Source organism: Cloacibacillus sp. (assembly GCA_036655895.1).
Classification (GTDB): Bacteria; Synergistota; Synergistia; order Synergistales; family Synergistaceae; genus JAVVPF01.
On the sequence record JAVVPF010000019.1, the window covers coordinates 25,211 to 49,102 of the forward strand.

Annotated in this window: 19 protein-coding genes; 2 read left to right on the top strand and 17 right to left on the bottom strand. The window is 56.9% G+C overall.

Annotation, left to right across the window (positions count from 1 at the left end):
• The first annotated feature begins 2 nt into the window (after positions 1-2).
• Complete coding sequence (gene mrtS, locus RRY12_07510) at positions 3-536, top strand: Synerg-CTERM system glutamic-type intramembrane protease MrtS (GenBank protein ID MEG2184506.1); 534 nt, start codon at positions 3-5, stop codon at positions 534-536.
• Between the two features lie 71 nt (positions 537-607).
• Positions 608-1,708 carry a hypothetical protein gene (locus RRY12_07515; protein MEG2184507.1) on the top strand — a complete coding sequence of 367 codons (1,101 nt, stop codon included), beginning with the start codon at positions 608-610 and terminating at the stop codon, positions 1,706-1,708.
• Between the two features lie 76 nt (positions 1,709-1,784).
• Here RRY12_07515 and galU read toward each other — a convergent pair whose 3' ends face one another.
• The 17 genes from galU to RRY12_07600 all read right to left on the bottom strand — a co-directional run bounded on the left by galU (position 1,785) and on the right by RRY12_07600 (position 23,838).
• The gene (gene galU / locus RRY12_07520; protein MEG2184508.1) at positions 1,785-2,681 is read right to left on the bottom strand and encodes a UTP--glucose-1-phosphate uridylyltransferase GalU; all 897 of its coding nucleotides are present in this window, start codon (positions 2,679-2,681) and stop codon (positions 1,785-1,787) included.
• The gene (gene glmM, locus RRY12_07525) at positions 2,678-4,045 is read right to left on the bottom strand and encodes a phosphoglucosamine mutase (protein ID MEG2184509.1); all 1,368 of its coding nucleotides are present in this window, start codon (positions 4,043-4,045) and stop codon (positions 2,678-2,680) included. The genes galU and glmM overlap by 4 nt, the downstream gene beginning before the upstream one ends.
• Positions 4,046-4,126: 81 nt before the next feature.
• Positions 4,127-5,440: a CdaR family protein gene (locus RRY12_07530; GenBank protein ID MEG2184510.1), complete on the bottom strand. Its 1,314-nt coding sequence runs from the start codon at positions 5,438-5,440 to the stop codon at positions 4,127-4,129.
• On the bottom strand, positions 5,433-6,260 hold the full coding sequence (gene cdaA, locus RRY12_07535; GenBank protein MEG2184511.1) for a diadenylate cyclase CdaA: 828 nt from the start codon (positions 6,258-6,260) through the stop codon (positions 5,433-5,435). Before cdaA ends, RRY12_07530 begins: the two co-directional genes overlap by 8 nt.
• A 114-nt stretch (positions 6,261-6,374) precedes the next feature.
• The gene (locus RRY12_07540; GenBank protein ID MEG2184512.1) at positions 6,375-7,220 is read right to left on the bottom strand and encodes a deoxyribonuclease IV; all 846 of its coding nucleotides are present in this window, start codon (positions 7,218-7,220) and stop codon (positions 6,375-6,377) included.
• On the bottom strand, positions 7,220-8,977 hold the full coding sequence (gene pyk / locus RRY12_07545; GenBank protein ID MEG2184513.1) for a pyruvate kinase: 1,758 nt from the start codon (positions 8,975-8,977) through the stop codon (positions 7,220-7,222). The genes RRY12_07540 and pyk overlap by 1 nt, the downstream gene beginning before the upstream one ends.
• 18 nt (positions 8,978-8,995) lie before the next feature.
• Positions 8,996-9,226 (bottom strand): trp RNA-binding attenuation protein MtrB, encoded by a 231-nt coding sequence (gene mtrB / locus RRY12_07550; protein ID MEG2184514.1) that lies wholly within the window; start codon positions 9,224-9,226, stop codon positions 8,996-8,998.
• A 29-nt stretch (positions 9,227-9,255) separates the two neighbouring features.
• Positions 9,256-12,678 carry a DNA polymerase III subunit alpha gene (locus tag RRY12_07555; GenBank protein MEG2184515.1) on the bottom strand — a complete coding sequence of 1,141 codons (3,423 nt, stop codon included), beginning with the start codon at positions 12,676-12,678 and terminating at the stop codon, positions 9,256-9,258.
• 38 nt (positions 12,679-12,716) lie between these two features.
• Positions 12,717-14,531: a DNA polymerase III subunit gamma/tau gene (dnaX, locus tag RRY12_07560; protein ID MEG2184516.1), complete on the bottom strand. Its 1,815-nt coding sequence runs from the start codon at positions 14,529-14,531 to the stop codon at positions 12,717-12,719.
• A 56-nt stretch (positions 14,532-14,587) separates the two neighbouring features.
• Positions 14,588-15,694, bottom strand: a complete 1,107-nt coding sequence (locus RRY12_07565; protein ID MEG2184517.1) for a M48 family metalloprotease — start codon at positions 15,692-15,694, stop codon at positions 14,588-14,590.
• A 203-nt stretch (positions 15,695-15,897) separates the two neighbouring features.
• Positions 15,898-17,094: a thioredoxin-disulfide reductase gene (gene trxB / locus RRY12_07570; protein ID MEG2184518.1), complete on the bottom strand. Its 1,197-nt coding sequence runs from the start codon at positions 17,092-17,094 to the stop codon at positions 15,898-15,900.
• A gap of 80 nt (positions 17,095-17,174) precedes the next feature.
• Positions 17,175-18,023, bottom strand: a complete 849-nt coding sequence (gene prmC / locus RRY12_07575) for a peptide chain release factor N(5)-glutamine methyltransferase (GenBank protein MEG2184519.1) — start codon at positions 18,021-18,023, stop codon at positions 17,175-17,177.
• 10 nt (positions 18,024-18,033) lie between these two features.
• Positions 18,034-19,107 carry a peptide chain release factor 1 gene (gene prfA, locus RRY12_07580; protein MEG2184520.1) on the bottom strand — a complete coding sequence of 358 codons (1,074 nt, stop codon included), beginning with the start codon at positions 19,105-19,107 and terminating at the stop codon, positions 18,034-18,036.
• Positions 19,094-20,041 (bottom strand): DUF1385 domain-containing protein, encoded by a 948-nt coding sequence (locus RRY12_07585; GenBank protein ID MEG2184521.1) that lies wholly within the window; start codon positions 20,039-20,041, stop codon positions 19,094-19,096. Before RRY12_07585 ends, prfA begins: the two co-directional genes overlap by 14 nt.
• A complete protein-coding gene (gene thyX / locus RRY12_07590) occupies positions 20,038-20,730 on the bottom strand; it encodes an FAD-dependent thymidylate synthase (protein MEG2184522.1) in 693 nt (230 codons plus the stop codon). Before thyX ends, RRY12_07585 begins: the two co-directional genes overlap by 4 nt.
• Before the next feature lie 121 nt (positions 20,731-20,851).
• A complete protein-coding gene (gene rpmE, locus RRY12_07595) occupies positions 20,852-21,088 on the bottom strand; it encodes a 50S ribosomal protein L31 (protein MEG2184523.1) in 237 nt (78 codons plus the stop codon).
• A gap of 188 nt (positions 21,089-21,276) precedes the next feature.
• On the bottom strand, positions 21,277-23,838 hold the full coding sequence (locus RRY12_07600; protein ID MEG2184524.1) for a DNA polymerase: 2,562 nt from the start codon (positions 23,836-23,838) through the stop codon (positions 21,277-21,279).
• Between the last annotated feature and the right edge of the window lie 54 nt (positions 23,839-23,892).

Genomic DNA, 23,892 nt, shown 5'->3' on the forward strand with positions numbered 1-23,892 from the left:
TTATGGGCACTGCCATATCGTTTGCGGCCGGGCTCTTTCTTTTATACTGGCCCTATTTTTGGTGCTGGTATAAAAAAGTTTCACCTGATACGCTCGGCCTCTATTGGGATTTCAATATCAGAGATATGATGCAGACACTTTGTGTGTCTGCATTAATATTGGCGGGGCTGACGGTAGTCGCCATGAACTGGCCGTGGGAAAACCTTCCCAAGCACAGGGGTTTATGGACCGCGCTGAACATGGCTGGCTCTGGGCTTGCCGCGGCGGTCATAGAAGAGACTTTTTTCCGTGGCTGGCTCCAGCCGGTGCTTGAAAAAAAGCTGCACCCCTACGCCGCCATCGTGGTGACAAATATGATATTTGCGCCCATCCACCTCATCGTAGCTCCCTACTGGATATCTCTTGCAACATTTTTTCCGGGGCTCATCATGGGCTGGCTCAAATACAGATATAAAAATCTCTTCCCGCCGGCGCTCTTTCATTTCGTGGGCAACATCTGGGCAATATGGTTCTTCCCGATGCCAGTGAAATTCTGACGGGACGGCAAAGCGGCGCTATAATAATTACGCGGCTTTGCCGTAAATATTATTTTGCGAGGTAAATAAAAATGAAAATAAATAAAATATTATGCGCCGCGGCGGCGGCAGCCGCGCTGTTGGCGGCGTCTTCAGTCTCCGCGTTTTGCGCGCAGAGGCCCCTCTTTGAGATAAAGGCGCCGATGACCGTAGGCGCGCCTGTTACTGTGACGACTTCCGCTGGCGCGACTTGCGTGGTAGGCGCCGTGGTCAAGCTGCCCACGACGACGCGCTGGCCCAGCTACACCGCAAGCGCGTGGAGCACGCCGGGGACCGTCTGCGCCTCCGCAGTGAACGCCATGCACATGCTTCTTGCCGTAAAACAGGACAAGGGGCGCACGATGAGCATCATCCCGCAGGAGACGATAGCGCCAGCTGCGGGCGCAGGAGCTTCACTTGTGATCTCAACAAAGGCGGGAGAGGGCGTATTTGGCGCGTGGGCGCCGCCTGTCGGCTCTAAAGTTTTCGTCGAGCGCGGCGGAACGGTGAAGGAGATAAGCTCCTACAACACTCAGGCCGGCGCGCACTACCTTCCGCGCAGCGGCGACGTGCTTATAATAAAGGCGGACGAGTTCGACGACCTGCCCTATATGGTGGACATCGAAAACCGTCCGGGAGGCCGCGTCATAGGCTGGTACAAAAGAGGATACGAGCTGCTTGGGCGCGTCATCAGGCCGCTTGGCGGCACCGGCCGTTTTGAGGGCACGCTTTTTCAACGCACTGGCGCGATACGCGCGAACCACAGCGGCGTCATCGACGTCAGCACGTCGCCGCGAGGCGTAGTCGGCGGTTTTCAGATAATCCCGTGGGACCACGCAATCAGCTCAAAAGAGATGCAGAACGTCTGGAACATGACGCAGTGGCTGGTCATAGGGCCGGCGGACGGCAAATCAAAGCTCGGCGGCAGCATCCCCCTCTTTAAAGAGGGACTTGTGCCCGGCCCCGCAGCCGGAGAAAAATTGTGGGACATGTGGTCCACCTACGGCAGAAAATCTCTGGTGCTGGCGCGTTACAACGGCGGAAAATGGCAGCGTCTGAAAGAGGCCGACGGCAAGAGCGACACGGCGCTCAAAGAGATAACGGATCTTCGGATATATTATCCGTTCACGGAAGAGATACAAAAGGCGGATTAACGAAAACGACGCGCCCCGCGGGTGAGCTTTCACCCGCGGGGCGCGTCGTTTGTTGTTTTTATTGGCGGATCTTATATTACGAAAGCAGGCCGCTTTCTTTGACAGTATCCAGAACTATTTTTTGCAGCTCGGGGTCTTCGAGCGCCTTTGCGACGGTCGCCTTTATCCAGCCCTCTTTGACGCCGCAGTCGTGACGTTTGCCTGAATAGACGGCGCCATATACGGGCTCTTCGTCAAGCAGGGAGGAGATGGCGTCCGTCAGCTGAAATTCGCCTCCGGCTCCTCTTTTGATTTTTTTCAGATGATCGAATATTTTCGGGGAGAGCAGATAGCGCCCCATGATGGCGAGATTTGACGGCGCCTCTTCTTTCGACGGCTTTTCGACGAGCGCACGTATCTTATAGACGCCCGGCTCTATCTCCTCCGCGTCGACGATGCCGTATCTTGAGACATCCTCCCACGCCACCTCTTCGAGGCAGAGTACGGAGAAACCGTATTTTTCTCTGACGCGTTCAAGCTGCGAAAGAACGGTAGGCTCGGCCGCCATCACGTCGTCGGGAAGCAAAAGCCCAAAGTAATCATCGCCGCAAAGCTCCTCAGCGCAAAGAAGCGCGTGCCCCAGGCCAAGCGGACGTTCCTGAAAGGCGTAATGGAACGACGCCATGCGGCTGATTGCGTCAACTTTGTCGGCAAGCTCATCTTTGCCGCGCTCGCGCAGCATCGCCGAAAGTTCGGGTGACGGCTCGAAATATTTTTTGATGCTCTCTTTGCCCTGCCCCGTTACAAAGACGACGTCGGTGCAGCCGGAGGCTACTGCCTCGTCAACTCCGTGGTGTATGAGCGGACGGTCTACGAGCGGCATCATCTCTTTTGGAATGTCCTTTGTAGCGGGGAGAAATCTCGTACCAAGCCCAGCTACTGGAAAGACTGCTTTTTTTATCGGTTTGTATTCTTTCTGCGTCTTAGCGGTCATGCGCAGTACTCCTTTATGGCTGCCTCCATTATGTCGGCTGCGCGGTTCATCAGTTCAGCGTCGCGGCACTCCGCGAAGATGCGGATGAGCGGTTCCGTTCCAGAGGGTCGCAGCAGCATCCTGCCTTTGCCCGCAAGAAGCGCCTCAGCGGCGCGAGCCGCCTCCGCGACCTTAGGGCTTTCCATAACGCATTTTTTGTCTTTGACCCTCATGTTGCGAAGCACCTGCGGATATTTTTCAAAGCGGTCGTAGAGCGTCGTTATATCTTCGTTCAGTTCGCCTACCGCCTTTAAGAAAAGTATCCCTGAGCAGAGCCCGTCTCCGGTGTTTGCGTATTCCAGCGCTATGATGTGCCCCGACTGTTCGCCTCCGATGCGGCCTCCCTCGCGCCGCATCGTATCGAGTACGTACCGGTCTCCTACGGCGCAGCGGAAAACTTTTATTCCCTCTTCGTCCAGCAGGTCTTCAAGCGCCATGTTTGACATAACGGTCGCGGTGACTCCCGCGCCCAGCTCGTTGCGCGAGGCAAGCCACCTTCCGATGACCCAGAGCATGATGTCCCCGTCCAGCACGCGGCCCAAAGAATCGCAGAGCAGCACCCGGTCTGTATCGCCGTCGTAGGCGATGCCAAGTTCCGCACCCTCTTCCCTTACGCGCGCGGCGAGCGTCTCTATGTGCGTGACGCCTACGTTTTTATTGATGTTCATGCCGTCGGGAGTGTCCGCCATGAAGACGGCGCGTCCTTCCCACTCTTTGAAGAGAGGCTCTACGAAGGCAGATGCCGCGCCGTTCGCGGCGTCGATAACGACGGAGGCTTTTTTGTTTTTTATCTCACGGATGAGCTTGTGCAGCCTCTCCAAATACTGGAGCCTGTAGACGGAACCGTCGCTTACGCTTCCTATCTCCTCTGGACGTGCGAAGAGCGCAGCGGAGGCATCCAGGAATATCGCCTCTATGTCGGCTTCGTCGTCGTCTGTCAGTTTGAAGCCGTCTTTGTCAAGAAATTTGATGCCGTTATACTCCGCGGGGTTGTGAGAGGCGCTGATGACTGCGCCTCCTGCAAAGTCGTTTGCGGCGGCGGTGCTGCTGACGCCGGGCGTAGGAATGACGCCAAGGTCGCAGGCGTCTCCGCCGGCCGCGGTGATGCCTGCCATAAGCGCCGCCTGCAGCATTTCGCCCGACCTTCTCGTATCGCGCCCGACCGCTATCGCGGGGTGGGCAAAGCCATTCTGGCGCAGAAAAATGACGTAGGCCGCGCCTAGGCGCATCGCGGCCTCGGGGCGCATCATACCGTTGTTTGCAATGTCCCTTACGCCGTCGGTCCCGAAAAATTGTCTTTTCTTCTCCGCTTTGGAATTATTCAAAGAGGCTCACTCCTATAATAGAATATAAAGATTTTTTATTTATCCGCCGCGCTCAAAATATGACAAGCGCGCCGCCGTCCGTCAGTCTATGACCGACGCCGCTATCTGCTCCGGTTCTATCTTCACTATCTGGAAATTTCTTTTTAAGTTTTTGACAAGCACGGGAAGCTGCGCCTGCTTTGAAACGATGTTTGAAACGTCTATGTAGAGTTCGCAGGGAGCGTGCGCCCCTGTGAGCCCGTCGATGTCAAGTACGGGGCCTTCAACTGAGACTGAGACGCTCTGCGGCGCAAGCCGCCATTCTTTGCCGACATCCTCGCCCTCTACCATAAGCGGCACGTTGACAAAGGTCTTTACGCCCATTTTCTTTGAAAGTTTTATCTCAACGCGCGCTCGGTCTGTGCCGGTTATCTCAACGTCCGGGTCAAGCTTCGCCGGCTGCATCGGTATCATGAGCTGTATGTTTTGGTCAAGCCCCGATATGTCGACGGGAGGCAGGGCAAGCGACTGCATTTTTCGGACTGCGGCGCTTCTGCCCCGTATCGAGACGCTGTCGGGAATGACCTTGATCGACTCGACCTGAAGGCCCTCCTGCGGCTGCCCTACGACGGAGACTTTGACAGGTATGCGTTCTCCGGCTATCTCGTTTTCAAAAACTACTTTGGCCTTCGTCTCCGACGGAGTTATTGTAAGACGTCCCTTCGCGCTCTCTCCGGCGAAGGTCGTGGCGGCTCCGCGTAATATTATAGGCGCCGTCACGGAGCCGTTTTTGTCGAGCCTGTCAAGCGCTATGGCCGCTTCAAGGCTCTGTATCGCCATGACGTCGCTTTCTGGGCCGCTTATGACGGCCTTTGACGGTGAAAGGTCTATTGAACCTATGACCGTGCCGTCCGGCGGCAGGCCTTCGGGCATCGGCGTCAGCGTCAGCGTGCGTTCAACGTGTCTGTATATCTCGACTTCGGCCATTGAGGGCTGCCAGCTGCGCAGGCGCGCGAACGACGGCACCTCTATGCGTATCGGCAGATTATATTTCCCTGGCTGCATCTCCGCCAGGCTGACCTCGGCCACGATGTCGGAGGGGCCGACGCTTGAAAGCGTGTTTATCCTGCCTACGACTTTGACCTCGACGCGCCGGTCTTTCGTATAGTAAGAGACGCCCTTCGGAAGGTTCGTATATTTTATCTCCGCAGTGATGGTGCGCGCTGCGTCGGAATTTCCGTCAAGCGCAACGAACGACCAAAGGAATATCGACATGAAGAGAGAGACTCCGCCCAGAAAAAGTTTCGACTGAAGGAACGACTCTCCCTTATAGTTGAAGCTGCCGCTCGCCTCAGAGATTTTTTTATCGAACTCTTTAAATTTTTTCGTAAAAGAGGAGAGGCCGAATTTACGCATTTCTATCACTCCCCGCCCATTGCTGCTGTATCTCTTCGCGCAGCCGCTCCATAAAGTTCGTCTCTTTTTTCTCGTAGCTGAAGTAGTGGCTGCATATCCTAAGCAGCTGCTCTTCGCTGAGCGGCTTTGAGAAATGCCCCGCTACCGCCGCGCGGACTTCGCCGCGCTCCTCGGAGACTATTAGCGCTATCGCGTCGGACATCTCCGTGACGCCGAGCGCCGCGCGGTGACGCGTGCCGAACCATCTTGAAAGGTCCGTCTTTTCCGTGAGCGGCAGATAGCAGCCCGCGGATATTATACATTTTTGATCCATGACGACGGCGCCGTCGTGAAGCGGCGTGCCGGGCCAGAAGATGGAGACCAGCAGCTCTTCCGTGATGTCGGCCTGTAGAAGCACCGCGGTCCTCCAGACCTCTTTAAGGCTCGTGTCGCGCTGAAGCACGCAGAGCGCGCCTATGCGCTGGGTGCTGCAATAGATGAGGGCCTTTGTAAGCTGGTCGGCGCGCGTGTCTATCTCCTGCTCGTCGCGGCCCACCTTCCATAGATGGCCCTTGCCGAGCTCTTCGAGCATGTGGCGCAGCTCCGGCTGAAAAAGTATCGGAATGACTATTATAAAGGCGCCGAGCATTTTTTCGATGATCCATGAGAGGCTGCGCAGCTCCAGAATGTTCGCAACGGCCCCGATGAGGCCTATGATGAGCACGCCGCGTATGAGCTGCATCGCGCGCGTTCCAACGAGCAGCATGAGCACCCTGAAGATAAGGAAGGAAACTATCAGTATGTCTAAAAAATCCTGCCAGCGCAGGTCAAAAAAAGCCAACAGAGCACTCCTCCCTTCTTGTCCCGCTCGCGACTGGAACCAGCGGCGCGGCGCAGAGGCCGCACCGCGTTTTAATGATACTCGTTATTGCCGGCAAAGGCAATCAGAGGCCGTCTACTGCCCGCGCACCTTTCGCAAAAAAGAGAGGTTGCCCTCGTCGCCTATGCCCTCTTTGGGCGTTTCAAGGATCGTAGGCACTTTCGCAAAACGCTCGTCGTTCATAAGCAGCGCGAAGGGCTGAAAACCTATCTCCCCGTCTCCCAGATGCGTGTGGCGGTCAAGGTTCGAGCCGCGCTCCGCTTTACTGTCGTTCAAATGCCAGCAGAGGACGTTGTCGGTGCCGATATGCTTGTCGACGGCTGCGACAAAACGTTCGTAGGCTTCGGGAGAACGCAGGTCGTAGCCCGCGGCGAATACATGACAGGTGTCCACGCAGAAGGCAAGCCGTTCGTCGTAGTCCATTTGCTCCTGTATCTCCCTGAAGTGTTCAAGCTCCGCCCCTATTACGCTCCCCTGCCCAGCCATCGTTTCAAGCAGTATCCGGCATCCGCAGGCCGATGTTTCGTCAAAGAGCCGTGCAAGCGACTCCGTTATGTTTTTTATAGCGGCCGCCTCCGTGGCGCCCTTTGCGTACCCCGGGTGCAGAACGATGTCGTCGATGCCGAGCTGATGGCAGCGCTCTACCTCCTCGCGTATCGCGTTTCTGCTCTTTTCGAGGATCTCAGCCTCCGAAGAGGCGAGGTTTATCAGGTACGAGGCGTGCGAGACGACGCATTTTACCGACGACATCCGCCAGGCGCGGAAGAAATCTTCCGCCTCCTGCAAAGTTATCGGCTTGTTCTGCCACTGGCGGTGGCTGCGCGTAAATATCTGCATGGATTCGCAGCCCAGCGCCTCCGCGCGCGCGAAGGCCTTGTCGAGGCCACCCGCGACAGATACGTGCGTCCCGATAAGGGCCATCAGACGGCCCTGCCCATATAGACCCTGCCGCTCACCCCGTCGATCGTAAGCATCACGCCGTCTTCGACCTTATCCATTATTCCGCGCACTCCCGTGATGAACGGCACGCCGCGGTCAAGCGCTATGACGCCCGCGTGCGTGGTGAGGCCGGCCTCCTCTGTGATGACGCCGCCCGCCTTTTCAAGCGCCGGGATATATTCCCTGCCGCTCTTTTTTATGACGAGTATCTTATCCGGCGCAGCCTTCAAAAGAGCCTCCTCCGGCGTGAAGGCCTTCACCGCTTCCGCCGTGAGCCTCCTGCGTCCGAGTGAGAGGCCGTTGCCGACTACGTTGCCTATGCGCCAGACGTTGAGCATGTTTGTGCTGCCCGGCTCGCCTAGCGGCACGCCAGAGGTGATGACGATGTTGTCGCCGGTGCGCGCAAGCCCCTCCTGCGTCACGAGCGTGACGGCGTTCGTCACTGATTTTTCAAGTTCGCCCGTCATCGGGCATATAAAGGGCTGGACCCCCCACACGAGCGCAAGCTGCCTCCATGTAGAAAGGTTCGGCGTCGCCGCTATTATCGGACAGGGCGGGCGGTACTTGCTGACCATGCGCGCCGTGCCTCCGGTGGAGGTGAGCGAAAGTATCGCGACCGCCCCTACCTCTTTTGCTATGTCGCGCGCCGCGTGGCTTACCGCGTCCGCCGTCTCGCAGACTGCGGGCGTCGCGCGCGGCTTCCTGCGCCACAGCTCGCGGTCGCGCTCGGTGCGCATGATTATTTTATTCATAGTGCGCACCGCCTCTACGGGATATTTTCCGCCCGCCGTCTCGCCAGAGAGCATGACCGCGTCCGCGCCGTCGATGACGGCGTTTGCCACGTCGTTTGCCTCAGCTCGTGTGGGGCGCGGGTTTCGTATCATTGAGTCGAGCATCTGCGTAGCCACTATGACGGGCTTGCCCTGAGCGCGGCATTTTTCTATTATCTCTTTCTGGACCATCGGGACGTCTTCGGTGTTCATCTCAACGCCCAGGTCTCCGCGCGCCACCATCATGCCGTCAACGACGTCAAGTATCTCGTCTATGTTGTCGACGGACTGTCGCGTCTCCATCTTTGCGATTATCTTAGCCGACGCGCCCGCCTCTTCAAGTATCCGGCGCACCTCGATTATGTCCTCCTTGTTTCTAACAAAGGAGACGGCGACGTAGTCTACGTTGTGCAGAGCGCCCCAGCGAAGGTCCGCGATATCCTTCTCGGTGAGCGTCGGCACGGAAAGATCCGCGCCAGGGACGTTGACGCCCTTGTGCTCGCCAAGCTCGCCGCCTACGATGACGCGGCACTTGACTCCATCAGCCGACGTTTCAAGCACTTCGAGGTTTATCGCGCCGTCGTCGATGAAAATATTCTGACCTGCGCTCACCTCGCGCGCAAGCGGCGGGTAGTCTATGTAGACGCCGTTTTCATCGCCGGTTTTTTTATCAAAAAACAGCGTGAAGTCCGTGTCGGCTGCAAGCATGATCTTCCCGTGCCCCGGCAGTTCTCCGGTGCGTATCTCGGGGCCCTTTGTGTCAAGCAGCACCGCTATGGGCTGCTGACGCTCCTGCTCCACCGCGCGGACGTTCGCTATCGTTTTTCCGTGCGACTCATGGTCTCCGTGGCTGAAGTTCAGCCGCGCCACATTCATGCCGGCCTCCGCTATGGCGTATAGCGTGTCGTGATCCCAGCAGGCCGGGCCTATGGTGCATGTTATCTTTACACTGCGTTCCAGTTTTTCCATTTTATCTCTTTGATTTCCTCATCTTCCACTTTCGATTTCGCCGTGAGAGGTTATCACCTTCGCGTGTCCCCTGATCTTCATCGCCGATATATTTTCCGTGAACTGCGCTATCCAGACCTCGCCCTGTTCAAGTTTCTCCGTGTGCAGAAATTTATTCTCCGCGCCGCGCGTTACTCCGGTGACGGTGACGCCGCTTTCCAGCGCCTTTACTGTGATATAGTCCGCCGTGTGTTCAGAATTTACAGCCATCTTTACTTCTCCTCTCCTGTCTGTGCCGCCTATATGAAAGTGACCAGTCCCTGCGACATGTCGTCAAGCTCTTTTCTCAGCTCCGGGCAGATGTTGACCTTTATCTTTTTTATCAAAGAGACGGTCGTCTCGTCCCCGTTTGCCATCTTAAGGATTATCTCACTTTTCCCCGGATGCTTTGTCAGTATTTTAAAGAAATCGTCGTAGAACTTTCCCGCCGCGCCCGCGCACTGAAGCGTGATGACTGCGCGGCGGTCCAATTTCACACTGTACTCGTCCTCGGTGAATATGTCGTCCGCCATTATTGATATTCCGCGGTCCTCGCGCGGCTTGCCCTTTATAAAATAGAGGCGTCCCGGCTCAAGTATCGGCTTGAACTGCGTCCAGCGCGAGCCGAAGATCAAGACGTCCACAGTGCCGCAGTTGTCCTCAAAGACCGCCGTACCGTACGGGTTGCCGGAGCTTTTGCTGAATTTCTCCGCGACTGCGGTAAGCAGCCCAGCCGTGACCGCCGGCTGCCCAGACTGCCATCTGCCAAGCTGACAGATGGGGCAGGTGACGTACGGCGTCGCCTTTTCCTCATACTGGTCGTATGGATGGCCGGATATATAAAGCCCCATGCTCTCTTTTTCAAGGTCCAGCTTCTGGCGTTCGTTGAAGTCGTCCATCTCCGCCATCTCCGGCACAAGCATAGCGTCGTCCTCGTCCCCGAAGAGCGAGGCCTGGTTGGTATCCTGCGACTGACGCTGCGCCTGCTCGACAAAAAGCGGCACTGAGTTGAGCAACTTCGCGCGGTTTTGTTCGAGGCTGTCGAATGCGCCGGACTTGATCAGATTTTCGATGACGCCCTTATTGACCTGCCGCGTATCTATCTTCGTCAGGAAGTCCCAGAACGACGTAAAGCGTCCTGCCTTCGCACGGCTTTCGATGATGTTCGCTACGGCGGCGTCTCCAACCTTCGCTATGGCGGATAGCCCCAGCCTTATGACCTCGCCTACGACTGTGAAGTCCTCTTTTGATTCGTTTATGTCCGGCGGCAGAACGGGGTAGCCCGAGTCGCGCACGCTTCTTATGTACTGCCCGAGCACCTCCATCTTGGAACCGATGAGGCTCGTGAGGTAGGAGGCGAGAAATTCCGGCCCATAATTTGCTTTAAGCCACGCCGTCCAGTAGGCGATGAGGCCGTAGGCCGCGCTGTGGGATTTGTTGAAGCCGTAGCCCGCGAACTTTTCGATGATGTCAAATATTTCTCCCGCGTTCTTTGCGTCAACGCCGTTTTTGACGGCGCCGTCGACAAATTTCACGCGTTCCTTTTCCATGACCTCTTTTTTCTTTTTTCCCATCGCGCGCCGCAAAAGGTCGGCTTCGCCAAGCGAGTAGCCTGCCAGCGCCTGTGCACTCTGCATGACCTGTTCCTGATAGAGGATGACGCCGTAGGTGTCCTTCATGTAAGGCTCAAGCTTCGGATGCAGATAATGCACCTGATCCTGTCCGTGTTTGCATTTGACGTATGTGTCGACCATCCCGCTTTCAAGCGGGCCGGGGCGGTAGAGCGCCATGAGGGCGATTACGTCGCCGAAGCAGTCGGGCTTGAGCCGCCGCACCAGCGCCGTGATGCCGGCGGATTCAAGCTGGAAGACGCCTAGCGTCTCTCCTCGCTGGAGCATTTCAAAGGTCTTCGCGTCGTCCATCGGCACGTCGTTCAGGTCAATGCGCCCCTTGCCATTGCCCTCTATATTTTTCACCGCGCCGTCAAGCACGGAGAGGGTACGGAGGCCCAAAAAGTCCATCTTGACCAGCCCCAGCTTTTCCACAGGCTCCATAGGATACTGCGTGGCCACCTGATTTTCGCCGAACTTGCGCACCGGAACCATGTCGCTTGTCGGCTTCGGCGTTATGACGACACCGGCCGCGTGCTGCGAGCAGTGCCGCGCCAGCCCCTCTATCTGCATCGCCGTGTCTATCAGTTTTTTTATCTCCGGCTTTGACTCGTATGCCGTCTTCATGTCCGGCACATGTTCAAGCGCGCCTTTAATGTCTTTTATATCGGGCGTAGGCATAGCCGGTATGAGCTTCGCAATGGCGTTGACCTCGGCTATCGGGATGTCGAGCGCGCGCCCGACGTCCTTTATAGCGCCTCGGCTCTTCATGCGTCCGAAAGTTATTATCTGCGATACGTGGTCGACGCCGTATTTTTCAACGATGTAGGCGATAAGCTCTTCACGCCCCTTGTCGGAGACGTCGGTGTCGATATCTGGCATACTTATGCGTTCTGGGTTCAGGAAGCGTTCAAAGAGCAGGTCGTATTTTATGGGGTCGAGGTCCGTTATGCCAAGCGAATAGGCTACAAGCGACCCGGCAGCGGAGCCTCGGCCAGGGCCTATCGGGATGTTCCGCGACTTGGCCGCGACGATGATATCGGAGACGATGCAGAAGTATCCGGGAAAGTCCATCTGCTCTATGACGCCAAGCTCGTATTCGAGCCGTTCAAGATAGTCCAGCGGCGGCTCTTCAGTTTTGAGCCGGCGGCGCAGCCCTTCGGCCGCTATCCTGCGCAGATGCGTCGACAGCGTCTCGCCGGGGGGCAGCGGAAATTCCGGCAGATAGTAGTGGCCCATCTTTAGCTTGACGTCGCAGCGGTCCGCTATCTTCTGCGTGTTTATCAGCGAATCGGGCAGCTCCGCGCCGAAGATGCTCCACATCTCCTCCGGCGAGCGGAAGTAATAATCGTCCCCCTGAAAGCGGTAGCGCTTTTCGTCTGTCACCTTGCTCCCCGTGCCTACGCAGAGCAGTATGTCGTGCCACGAGGCGTCCGAACGCTTCATGTAATGCGAGTCGTTTGTCGCGATGAGCGGGATGCCGAGTTTTTTTGACATCTCAACGAGCGTCTTGTTGACTATCGCCTGCTCAGGGATGCCGTTTGGCTGCACTTCAAGAAAAAAGTTTCCTTCGCCCATGATGTCCTTATAAAGCGACGCGCGGGCCAGAGCGGCCTCGATGTCGTTTTTTATGATGAACTGCGGTATCTCCCCGCCAAGACAGGCTGATGAGGCGATAAGCCCTTTGCTGTGTTTTGCGAGCAGATCGTGGTCGATCCTCGGTTTGTAGTAAAAGCCGTCGGTGTTCGCTATTGAGACGAGCTTTGTGAGGTTGTAATAGCCCTCTTCGTTTTCGGCCAGCAGTATGAGGTGGTTCTGGCTTTTCCCCTCGCGGCAGGTATGCCCGTTCGGGTCCACATAGACCTCGCAGCCTAAAATTGGCTTCACGCCGGCTTCGTTGCATTTATTGTAGAACTCCACGCAGCCGAACATGACGCCGTGATCCGTAAGAGCGACTGCGTTCATGCCCATGTCGCGCGTTGCAGCAGCTAGCGCAGAACAGCGATTGGCGCCGTCCAGCAGGCTGTATTCACTGTGAACGTGCAGGTGTGCGAATGGTTTACCGTTTTCCATATTTATTCATTCCCTTTATATTCATGCCGATTTTTTGCTTAGATCTGCTCGGCGTCCGGCTCGTCGTCCGCGGCGTCGCTTTCTACGTAGAGTAGCTCGGCTCCGGCAAGCCGCAGCACGTGCGCGGCAAGCGAATGAGCCTCGTCTTCCGGCGTCTCTTCCTCCGTCTGCTTCGCGGCGCGGCCAGCTTCTTTTACGGGCGCTGCGGCCTCTTCAAAAATGTTGCCCGAGGCGGACGACTGAGCCTGTTTATTTTCTTCGCCGCCCTCGGCCTCTATGCCCCACAATTTCGCGGCGGCCGCTACCAGCGCTTTTCTGATTTTGGGAATGGCGAGGAAGTTGCGCGCGGGCGCGGGGCGTTCAAAGCGCACCTCAAGACTGCCGTCGCTGCGGCAAAGCTCCGCGTCAAGCAGCGCGGCCGCGATTGCAAGGCGGTCCGTGTCAAGCTTGCCGATGAGTCGCGAAAATTCGTTGTCGCCAAGCCGCGCGCAAAGCTCGGAGGCGTCGTAGGCCTGCGCCTGCGCTAAAACCGGCCGCTCCTGTGCCGCATACGCCTCACCCAAATCAGCCGGGGCAAACGGTATATACGGCTCGTCCTCTTCCGGCTGCGCCACTTCGGGAGGGAGGCTGGGCGCCTCTTGCTGCACCGGCGCGCGGTGCGCCGCGACTTGCCTCTCTTGCTGCGTATAAAGCGGCGCGGCAGTCGGTGCGGCGCGCGCGGGAACGGGCGCCGCGGGAGGCTGTACGAGGCGCGGAACGTCGCCTGACAAGATGTCCAGCAGCCCCATGTAGACGAGCCCGCTGAATACGTCGCCCTTCATTCCGTAGTGCGCGCGCGGCATGAGCCTGTTGCAGAGGGCGCAGGCGGCGCGGAGTTTTTCTTTGTCCCAGAACGCGCTTTCGGCGGCAAGATATGCCTTTTCCGCCTCAGACGTCTCAAGCGCGTCAAGCGCCTTTTCTTTCCACATCGAATAAAGCCAAAGATCGCGGAAGAGGACGAAAAGCGCCTCGCAAAGACGTTCCGGCGAGACGCCGTGCGCCATGACGCCGGCAAGCGACGCCGCCGCCTCGTTTGGCGCGGTGCGCAGCTGCGCGACCCATTTTTCCAGCTCGCTCCTGCTGCTTCCTCCTGTGAGGTCGCGCACGCACTCAACGCTCAAGCTTCCGCGCCCAAGCGCTACGGCCTGTTCCGTGAGCGACAGCGCGTCGCGCAGCGCGCCGTCCGACTGGCGCGCTATCTCCCAGACAGCTTCGTCGTCCGCCGCGATATTTTCCTGCAAGCAGACGTATTTCAGGCGCGCCACCGTATCCGCGATAGTTATTCTGTGAAACGGGATGTGCTGACAGCGTGAACGTATGGTGACTGGGACCTTGTGCGGCTCCGTAGTGGCAAGAAGAAAGACGACGTTTGCGGGAGGCTCCTCCAGCGTCTTTAGGAGCGCGTTGAAGGCGGCGTCCGTAAGCATGTGGACTTCATCTATGATATATACCTTATAGGCGGCGGAAAGGGCCTTCAGGCTGACGTGGCTTTTAAGGTCGCGTATCTCGCCTATGCCCCTGTTTGAGGCGCCGTCTATCTCTATTACGTCAAGGTGTTCGCCGGCCGCTATGGCGCGGCAGTTCTCACATTCGCCGCACGGCTCGCAGTTATCATCTCTGCGCGAACAGTCAAGAGATTTCGCGACAAGCCGCGCCGCGGAGGTCTTGCCGCAGCCGCGCGGGCCGGAAAAAAGATAGGCGTGTCCGAGCGAACCTTCGCGCAGCGACTCAAGCAGCACGCCGACCGCCGCGCTCTGCCCCACCATATCTGAAAATGTCTGGGGCCTGTATCTGCGGTAAAGTGAAATATACAATAATACCCCTCCTCGTCTATACGCTACATTTTACAGGATTTAAGACTCTTTGGGGCTTATTGAAAATAGTCAGTCAATGGGCTGCCCCTGCGGGATTTGTTGAGCGCGTCGTTTATTCTGTCGCGTATCTCGGGCAGCGCTGGCATACCTTGTATCAGCTCGTCCTCCGCAAGCACTTTGTCGCGCCTGATATAGAGCGCCTTTTTGCCGTCAAGCTCCAAAATTTTTATGTCGTACGGCGCAAGCTCAAGCTCCAGCGCCTCGTCGAGCCTCTTTGCAAGAACTGTGAAAAGTTTTTGCGCCTCATCCGTCTTCGGCAGCACGATGAGCGACGAGCCGTCGACCTTAAGCCTCACGTCCGCAGAGGCTGCGTCGACCGTCACTTTAAGCGACTGCACCACATCTTTGCGTTTTATTTCGATGCCCTTATCGCGCAGGTATTTCAGCGCCGCGTCGACGCGCTCCTCCTCTTCGGGGTGCGTTTGAAAAATGCCCAGCTCATACTGAGCGCGTTTTAATTTTTCGACTCGCAGCCGCTCCATCGTAGTTAGCATTGCGGCCGGGTTGTAGCCCGCTTTGTAGAGTATGTCGATGCCGCGCTCGTCGGCCTCTTTTTCGAGCTCTATCGTATAGGAGTTCATCATAGCGGTCTGAAGGCCGTTCGCCATCATCGCAACGCCCGCGCCGGAGCTTCCTGCCTGCGTCGCGGCAATGAGTCCAGCTATCGAAAGCAGCATCAGTTTGTTGTTGCGCTTGGCCTGCACTATGCCGTGTGCACGGTCCGCGTGGACGAACTCGTGACAAAGTATCGCCGCTATCTCGTCCTCGCTCTTCAAAAATTCAAGCATCCCGGTCGTGATGTAGGTCTGCCCTCCGGGGAGCGCAAAGGCGTTAGGGTCTTTCATCTCGATGATGCGCACGTTGTAGTCAAGGCCGCGCTGCATATACGGGGTAAGCTTCTCGGTTATCATGGCGAGCTTCGCCTCGGCGGATGGGTCCAGCACGCGCGGTATCTGTTTTTCTATCTCCGCCGCTCCCTTGCGGCCTATTTTTTCTTCTTTTTTTATAGTCTTGTCGCTCGGCTCCGGCGACGCCGCGGCAAACGCCGCGCACGTCTGCGCGAGGAGCAAGACCGCAAGCGCGAATATCAGGTGTTTTTTCACAGCCATCTCTCCCTTCTACGGAAAGTCTAAATCTATTATACCCATAATTGTCACAGACGAAGAAGGGCTTTTGCCGAACAAATATGTAACATTTATAATTTTGCAAAAAGGCGGCGCAATCTGCGGCGCATAAAAAAGCCGCCCCCCTTTCGACAGGCTGGCTGTCGACGGAGGAGCGGCGGAAAGAACTATTTGTGTTTAGCTTACGCTATGAAATCTTTTATGTCCTGTATAGATTTCGGTTCGGCGAAGCGGACCATTGCACCTTTTTTCATCTGAACGATCGTCGGAAGCTGCGCGATGCCGAGCTTCTCAACCATCTTGCCGTTTCTGTAACCGTCGATGAAGGCTATTTTCGTGCCGTTTTCTTTCGCCAGCTTCTCGGCTTCGACCTGTAGCTTCACCTGGTCCTGGTCGATGCTTGAGGTGAAGAGCGCGACGACTTCGTCGGGATCGATGAGCACTGAGCGAAGGTGAAGCTGCTCGGTGATGTACGCGTAGGCAGCCATTGACGCTACAGCGCCGTCGCCCGCGGCCGTTACGACCTGACGGAGGTACTTCTCGCGCACGTCGCCCGCGGCGAAGATGCCTTCGACGGAGGTCTCCATTTTGTCGTTGGTGACGACCCAGCCGCCGCGCGACTGTTTGACGACTGAGTTTTCAGCGCCAAGGTAGGGCACGTTCGGCTCTGTGCCGACGAATACGAAGCAGCCGGCAACGGGGAGGTCTGAAATTTCGCCGGTTTTGACGTTTTTCAGTACGAGCTTCTCAACTACGCCTTCGCCCTCGATAGACTCTACCACGCTGTTCCAGATGGGGACGATCTTCGGGTTCGCGAAGGCCTGCTCGATGGCTGAGCGGTCGGCTCTCCACTCGTCGCGGCGGTGGATTATATAGACTTTGTCGGCAAAGCGCGTGAGGTAGCCGCCCTCTTCGACCGCGACGTTGCCGCCGCCTACGACCGCGACAGTCTCGCCTTCAAAGAAGGCCGCGTCGCATACCGCGCAGTAGCTTACGCCCGCGCCCGTGAGTTCAGCTTCGCCGGGGCATCCGAGCTTTCTGAAGCTGGCGCCTGTCGCGATGATGATGGCCTCGGCCTCGATCTCGCCTTTGTTCGTTACGATTATTTTGGAACCGTTGCGCACTTCAAGGCTCTTGACCGTGCAGTCGCGGAACTCGGTCTTAAAATGCTCCGCGTGCTTGCGGAACGATTCTCCAAGCTCTGAACCTGTCGAGTGGATGACGCCGGGCCAGTTTTCGATCTCGTCTGTGATGTTGATCTGTCCGCCGGGGATACCTTTTTCCAAAAGGAGCGTGTCAAGCCCCGCTCTGCGTCCGTAGATCGCCGATGTAAGACCCGCAGGGCCCGCGCCGATTATTACCAGTTCTCTCTTTTCCATTTAAAACATCCTTCCTTGATGAATAATTTATTGTTCGTTGTATGGGCAGTACTCTCTTAATATAGCTATTATATAAAATTTTATCTTTTGCGCCATATAATATGGCGAATAATTCCATTATAATCTGATATTTTATTCACAAGAACAAATTCGTCGGGCGCCAGCAGTTCAAGCGCTCTTATTTGGGCCTCCCCGGCCGTTTCGCATAATAACATACCGCCAGATTTTAAGAAAGGCGGAAATGCCTTAAAGAATTTTTTGAAAAGAAAAAGCCCTCCGGCTCCGCCGTCTAGCGCCATGTGCGGCTCGTAGTCCGCCACCTCGCGCATGAGGCCGGGTATCTCTTCCTCCGGTATGTACGGCGGGTTTGCAGTGATGAAGTCAAGCGACAGCGGCGCTATGGGCGCCTCCGACGGCTCGCCGTTTTTTATAAGATCAAGGCGCGCCTCCATCTTGTGCATTCGCCTGTTGATGGCGCACCAGCGAAGCGCCTGCGGGCTTTTATCGACGCAGAGGCCGGTGAGCTTCGGGTTTTCAAGCAGCAAAGAGATGGCGATGCAGCCGCTGCCCGCGCACCAGTCGGCAAAGCGCGCCGGCGTTCCCGAGGGAAACATGGCGGCCGCGGCCTCAACGAGAAGCTCCGTCTCAGGACGCGGGATGAGCACGCCTTTACCCACTTTGAACGGGTGGCCCATGAACTCCGCTTCGTGCAGCACGTAGGCAAGCGGCGCGCCTTTTGCCCTGCGCGCCGTTAATGAAACGATCCCCTTGACAGTCTCTTCGGGGATCGTTTCATTTTTATAAAGCAGCGCCGCCTGTTCGATGCCCAGTTTCGTCCTGATTATCAAATCGGCCGAATATTGGGGCCTCGCCGTCCCGCTTTCGCAAAGCAGAGCAAAGCAGGCGCGCCGTATCTCCTGTATCTTCAACGCCGCGTTCCTACAGCGAGAGGGCCTGGAGCCTCGCCGCCTGTTCCGCTTCGGAGAGCATACGGATCATTTCGTACATATCGCCGTCAAGTATCTGGTCCAGCTTGTAGAGCGTCAGGTTTATTCTGTGATCAGAGATTCTGTTCTGCGGATAGTTGTAGGTGCGTATGCGTTCCGCTCTGTCGCCCGTTCCGACCTGCCCTTTGCGCTCGGCCGCCATAGCCGCGTTTTGGCGCTGCAGCTCCGCGTCGTACAGTTTCGTACGAAGCATCGCCATCGCCTTTGCGCGGTTCTTTATCTGCGAACGTTCGTCCTGGCACGTCGTCACTATGCCAGACGGAATATGCGTGATGCGCACCGCGGAGTCGGTCATGTTGACGTGCTGTCCGCCCGCGCCGCTTGAACGGTAGGTGTCTATGCGAAGGTCTTCAGTGCGCACTTCCACGTCTACGTCCTGCGCCTCGGGAAGCACCGCGACGGTGGCGGTCGAGGTGTGGATGCGGCCGCTCGCTTCGGTCTCCGGCACGCGCTGGACGCGGTGGACGCCGCTTTCAAATTTAAGCATGCTGAAGGCGCCTACTCCGTCTACTTTAAATATTATTTCTTTGAAGCCGCCTATGCCGGTTTCGCTGCCGGAGAGTATCTCCGTCTTCCAGCGCTGGCGTTCGGCGAAGCGGGTGTACATCCTGTAGAGGTCCGCGGAGAAGAGCGCGGCTTCGTCGCCGCCCGCGCCGCCGCGAATTTCTATGATGACGCTTCTGTCCGCGTTGATGTCCTTCGGAAGCAGCAGCACGCGTATGTCCGTTTCAAGCTGCGGCACCTGCGCTTCAAGTTCCGCAAGCTCCTCTTCGGCCAGAGCCTTCATCTCAGGGTCGTCGCCCGACATCATCTCTTTCGCCTCGCCGATGCCTTTGAGGACGGCCTCATAGTGCGCAAAGGCGTCCACTATCGGGGTGAGGTCCACATGTTTTTTACCAAGCAGCTGCATCTCCTGCTGGTTGTTGGCAACTTCCGGGTCTGCCATCTTTTCTTCGAGCTCCCTGTAGCTGGCCTCGATCTCTTTTAATTTATCAATCAGTTCCATCTGTCGGTTCACCGCCTGTATTATCTTTATTAGGGTCAAGCGCCACGTCGAGCGCGGCGAGCGCTACCTCCAGCTGGTCGGCCGAGGGTTCGCGCGTAGTTATATATTGGAGCGAAAGAGCCGGCTTTATGCAGGCTTTGCCCCATGTTTCGGAATTGGAGGCGCCTCGTATAAATTCATAGGAGAGCCCGATGACGATCGGCAGCAGCACGACGCGGCTTCCAACACGCCACAAAACGGAGCCGCCTCCGACTATCGAGAATACCATGATGCTGACGACTATGACGACGAGCAGAAAGGAGGTGCCGCAGCGTCTGTGTATCCTTGAATATTTCGCGGTCTCTTCCGGGGTGAGCGGCGCGCCGTTTTCATAGGCGTTTATCGTCTTGTGCTCCGCGCCGTGATATTCAAAGACGCGCGCTATATCCTTCCACATCGAGATGGCCGCTATGTAGGCGATGAAGATCACGCCTCGCGTCACGCCCTCCACGATGTTTTTTCCAAAATGGGAAAGCGCGAAGTGCGAGGTTATGAACTCCGAGATGAACATCGGCAGCGCAAGGAATATTCCTACGACGCCGATGAGCGCGGCGCCAATGGAGAGCGCCATCTCCCACGGGGATATTTTTTCTTCTTCGCCAAGGCTTATGTCGGCAGACATGGAGAGCGCGCGCATCCCTATGCGCATCATCTCCACCATTGTGGCGAATCCGCGAATGACGGGCCATTTCCAAACGCCGTTTTTCAGCCAGTCCGAGCCAAGCCATGACTTGAGGCATATTCTGCCGTCAGGCTGGCGCACGGCAAGCCCCCAGTGTTCGGGGCCCTTCATCAGGACGCCTTCGATCACGGCCTGACCGCCTACGGGTATGCGCTTCGGAGGAAGTTCCGTAAGGGCGGCGGCCGCTATATTCAGCAGATGGAGGGGGCTCATTCGGAAAGCAGGCTCTCCATATTTTTATACGGTTCTCCGCAGGGGTGCGCCTCCGTGCATTTCCCTGAGACTACGCATGACGGCCCCGCCGTCTCAAAGAGCAGCGGAGCTGCGGCGCGCACTTCGCGCAGCATCGCGCGCGCGGCGTCGCGTATCTCCCACTGGGCGCGACGGCAAAGGCGCAGCGCGAAGAAATGATGCAGCTCGCGCGCGTTCATCGTGACGACGAGGCGCGTCTCCGCTCCGTGCGGCAGTATGAAGCGCGCGTCTTCCTTCGGCACGCCAAGCTCGACGAGCTTCATGTAGGCCTCATGAGCGGCGTCAGCCTGAGCTTTGAAGATAAGCGCGGCCCTCGCGTCCGCTTCGACCGACGGAGGCACGATGCAGCGGCAACCCGACATCTCTACATAGCGCTGGCTCTGCTGAGAGTAGCTGGCCATTCTGTGACGCACCAACTGGTGGGTCGCGACACGGCTCAGTCCTTCTACGGCGAAGGTAAACGAAGCGTGTTCAAAGGTGGAGAGATGTCCCGCCTCGCGCAGCATTTTCAAAAAAGAGGCGGTCTTTGCCGGGTCAAGGCCGTCAAGAATTTCCGCAGCGCCGGACGGGCTGTAGCAAATTTTCGCCGCCGCCGCTACAATGCGGTCGGCCTCGGGCGTTGCTGCTATTAGTTTTGCAAAAACGGCCATGCCGGAATCACTCCTTAACGATTTATAATCAAGAAAAATTTTAAAAAATTAATTTTTGTGAAAAGAGATGAAAAAAGAAGGGAGCCGCACACAAGCGCACCTCCCTTCTTAAATGAAAAAGCTATTCGGCGGTCTCTTTCACATTCTTCTGTCCGTAGTCAACTCCGGCATATTTCTGACGGAATTTCTCAAGACGCCCCGCTTCGATGACGCGGCCCTTTTTGCCGGTGTAGAAAGGATGGCATGCGCTGCAGACGGAAACTCTCATGTCTCCGACTGTTGACTTTGTTTCAAATGTATTGCCGCAGGCACAGGTCACCTTGCAGACTTCATATTTCGGGTGGATATCCTTCTTCAATTTGTTGCACCTCCAGATGTTCAAGTACGTCTAACATACAGCAATGTATTATATGCCAGATTCATCACAAGCGCAAGTTTTACCAAGAGAAACTTTGCGCTGAAAAACGAAAAAAACAGACTGCTTTTTTATGCGCGCGCCATTTCGCATATTTTTTGTTGCGCAGGCGCCGCGAACTTTTTTGTTTCCTAGACCTCTTTCAGCGAACGTCCGCGTTTTGGCTCGGCTTTCAGCGGCACCTTCAAAACGTTGACGCCCTCCATCGTTTCTACCAGCAGTTTTTCGACGGCCGCAGCATCTTCTTCTCTGCATTCGCAGATTATGGAGTCGTGTATCTGGAGGACGATGCGCGCGTTCGGAAAATCTTTCTTAAGCGCCTCGTCGAAGCGAAAGAGCGCTATCTTCGCGATGTCGGCCGCTGCGCTCTGAAGCGGCGTGTTCATAGCCACGCGGTCGAGCGGGCTGTTGCCGCGTCCGGCTACGGTCGCCACCTCCGCAAGCGGCCTTATCCGGCCGAAGGAGGAGAGCGTGTATCCGCGCTCCTTCGCTTCGGCGATGCTTGTATTTATATATTCCTTCACTTTAGGCAGCACGCTGAAGTAGCGCTCCACCATCTTCTGCGCCGCGCCGCGCTGGATGCCGAGCCTCTGCGCGAGGCCGAAGGCGCTCATGCCGTAGAGCAGTCCGAAGTTTACGACCTTTGCGAAACGTCGCTGCTCCGGCGTTATATCCTCCGGCGGAAGTCCGAAGACCCACGACGCGGTTTCCAGATGAATGTCGCTTCCCTCGTGGAAGGCCTGCATGAGCTTTTCCTCGCCTGTAAGGTCTGCGAGAACGCGAAGCTCTATCTGCGAATAGTCGGCCGCGACAAAGACGTATCCCTCTTTGCGCGGGACGAAGCATTCCCTGAATGCGTCGGCCCAGTCGCCGAAGACCGGCATGTTCTGCACGTTTGGGTCGCGGCTGGCAAGGCGTCCTGTGCCGGTTGCTAAGTTGTCAAAGGTGGAGTGGATGATGCCGCCGCCCTCGCGCCCAAGTTTCAAAAACGGCTGGACGAAGCCGGTGTTGACTTTGGCCTCTTCGCGGAATTTTATTATTTTTTTCGGCATCTCACACATCGGCTCCGGCAGTTTTGAAAGCTCTTCAAGCACTCCGGCGTCGGTCGAGTAGCCAGTCTGGTTCTTTTTTATCGGCGGCAGGTGCAGCATCTCAAAGAGCAGCGTCCCAACCTGTTTCGGCGACGAAAGGTTGACCGGCTCTCCTATTGAGGCGTTGATATCTTCCTGTGTTTCGGCTACGCTCTTTTCAAGCCGCTCGCCCACGGCGGCCAGCCTCTTTGCGTCAACGTAGATGCCAGTACGCTGCATCTCAGCAAGCGTCTTTGCAAGCGGCAGGTCTATTTCGCGCATCACCTTTTCCAGGCCGTATTTTTCAATCCCCGGCACGCAGAGGCCGTAGAAATCAAAGAGTCTGAGGGCAAGTTCTTCTCCCGAAGGAAGAGGACCGCCTATGACTCGTGCGATGCCTTTTTCGCCGCTCTGGTCCGGATGCAGAAGATAATGCGCGGTCTCAAGGTCGTTTATGCGCGCTGCGTCAGGCAGCGGCATTTCCGGGCGGGCCGTCATGAGGGCGCGGTACCCATAGAGCGTGAGGGTTCCATCTTTCGCCCACTGCGCTATCTTTGAAAGCTCGTCCGGAGAGGAGAGCGAAAAGCTAGCCACATTGTGCGCGCGGTCGGCCGCGAAGAATCTATCTTTGTCCTCCGGGTCTGACGCAAGCGACAGCTCACTTGATCTAAGCAGAGCGTCAAGAGAGACCCGCACGGCGCGCGCCGCCTCGTCACTTGCGTTTTGGGCCGCGGCCTTCGCCTGTTCTTCGGCAAGGACGCCCTCCGCGCCTTCAAAGCGCGAGAGCAGTTTTTTCATTCCAAGCCTTGTGCAGAGCGCTGCAAGCTGTTTCATGTCCGGCTCTTTTACGTCGAGGTCGACAAACTTCACCGCCTCCGTCTTTTGAGGCACGATAAGTTCGCGGCTTCTGAAAGCAAGCTCGCGTCCCTCCTCCAGCTTTGCGCGGCGTCCCTTGCCCATCTCGTTCAGATGTTCGTAGATGCCTTCAAGCGCCCCGTAGCGCGAGACGAGCTCCTTCGCGGATTTTTCGCCGATGCCGGCCACGCCGGGGATGTTGTCCACCGCGTCTCCGACAAGCGCCAGATAGTCCGCCATGAGCGGAGGCTTGAAGCCGTATTTTTCCTCAAAGCTGGCCTCGTTGTAAAGGCCAAAGTCCGTCACTCCGCGCGACGGGCGGATCACTTCGATGTCGTCGCTTATTACCTGAAAGAGGTCTTTGTCTGCCGAAAGTATCTTTACCTCCCAGCCGTCACGCGCGCCTTCGTCCGCGGTGGAGACGATGAGGTCGTCCGCCTCGACGCCCTCGCGCGTGAAGACGGGAAAGCCCATAGCGCGGCAGAGTTCCAAGATTATCGGGAGCTGCTCCTTGAAAGATTCCGGCGTCGGCTTGCGCCCGTCTTTATAATCTTTAAAAAGTTCGTGGCGCTTCGTCGGCCCCTTTACGTCAAAAAAGATGCCCAGCCCCTCCACCGGCCATTCGTCGAGCGCTTTGAGCAGCATATTTGTAAAGCCGAGTATGGCGTTTGTCGGCGTTCCGTCCTCCGCCGCAAGGTTCATCGGCAGCGCGTAATAGCCCCTGAAGGCGAGACCATGCCCGTCCACAAGCAACATTTGCTTTTTCATATTGACCATCCTCCGCTATCATAAGCTATAATAAACAACTGCGGTGCTGCATCT

Coding starts and splice junctions, on each gene's coding strand:
- RRY12_07530 (MEG2184510.1), bottom strand. CDS start 5,440: ATGCGTAAATTCGGCCTCTCCTCTTTTACGAAAAAATTTAAAGAGTTC.
- RRY12_07600 (MEG2184524.1), bottom strand. CDS start 23,838: ATGAAAAAGCAAATGTTGCTTGTGGACGGGCATGGTCTCGCCTTCAGG.
- pyk (MEG2184513.1), bottom strand. CDS start 8,977: ATGGAAAAACTGGAACGCAGTGTAAAGATAACATGCACCATAGGCCCG.
- RRY12_07585 (MEG2184521.1), bottom strand. CDS start 20,041: ATGAGCCCCCTCCATCTGCTGAATATAGCGGCCGCCGCCCTTACGGAA.
- thyX (MEG2184522.1), bottom strand. CDS start 20,730: ATGGCCGTTTTTGCAAAACTAATAGCAGCAACGCCCGAGGCCGACCGC.
- mtrB (MEG2184514.1), bottom strand. CDS start 9,226: ATGGCTGTAAATTCTGAACACACGGCGGACTATATCACAGTAAAGGCG.
- RRY12_07555 (MEG2184515.1), bottom strand. CDS start 12,678: ATGGAAAACGGTAAACCATTCGCACACCTGCACGTTCACAGTGAATAC.
- galU (MEG2184508.1), bottom strand. CDS start 2,681: ATGACCGCTAAGACGCAGAAAGAATACAAACCGATAAAAAAAGCAGTC.
- prfA (MEG2184520.1), bottom strand. CDS start 19,107: ATGGAACTGATTGATAAATTAAAAGAGATCGAGGCCAGCTACAGGGAG.
- RRY12_07540 (MEG2184512.1), bottom strand. CDS start 7,220: ATGGCCCTTATCGGGACGCACGTATCTGTCGCGGGTGGCCTCGACAAG.
- mrtS (MEG2184506.1), top strand. CDS start 3: ATGGGCACTGCCATATCGTTTGCGGCCGGGCTCTTTCTTTTATACTGG.
- RRY12_07515 (MEG2184507.1), top strand. CDS start 608: ATGAAAATAAATAAAATATTATGCGCCGCGGCGGCGGCAGCCGCGCTG.
- trxB (MEG2184518.1), bottom strand. CDS start 17,094: ATGGAAAAGAGAGAACTGGTAATAATCGGCGCGGGCCCTGCGGGTCTT.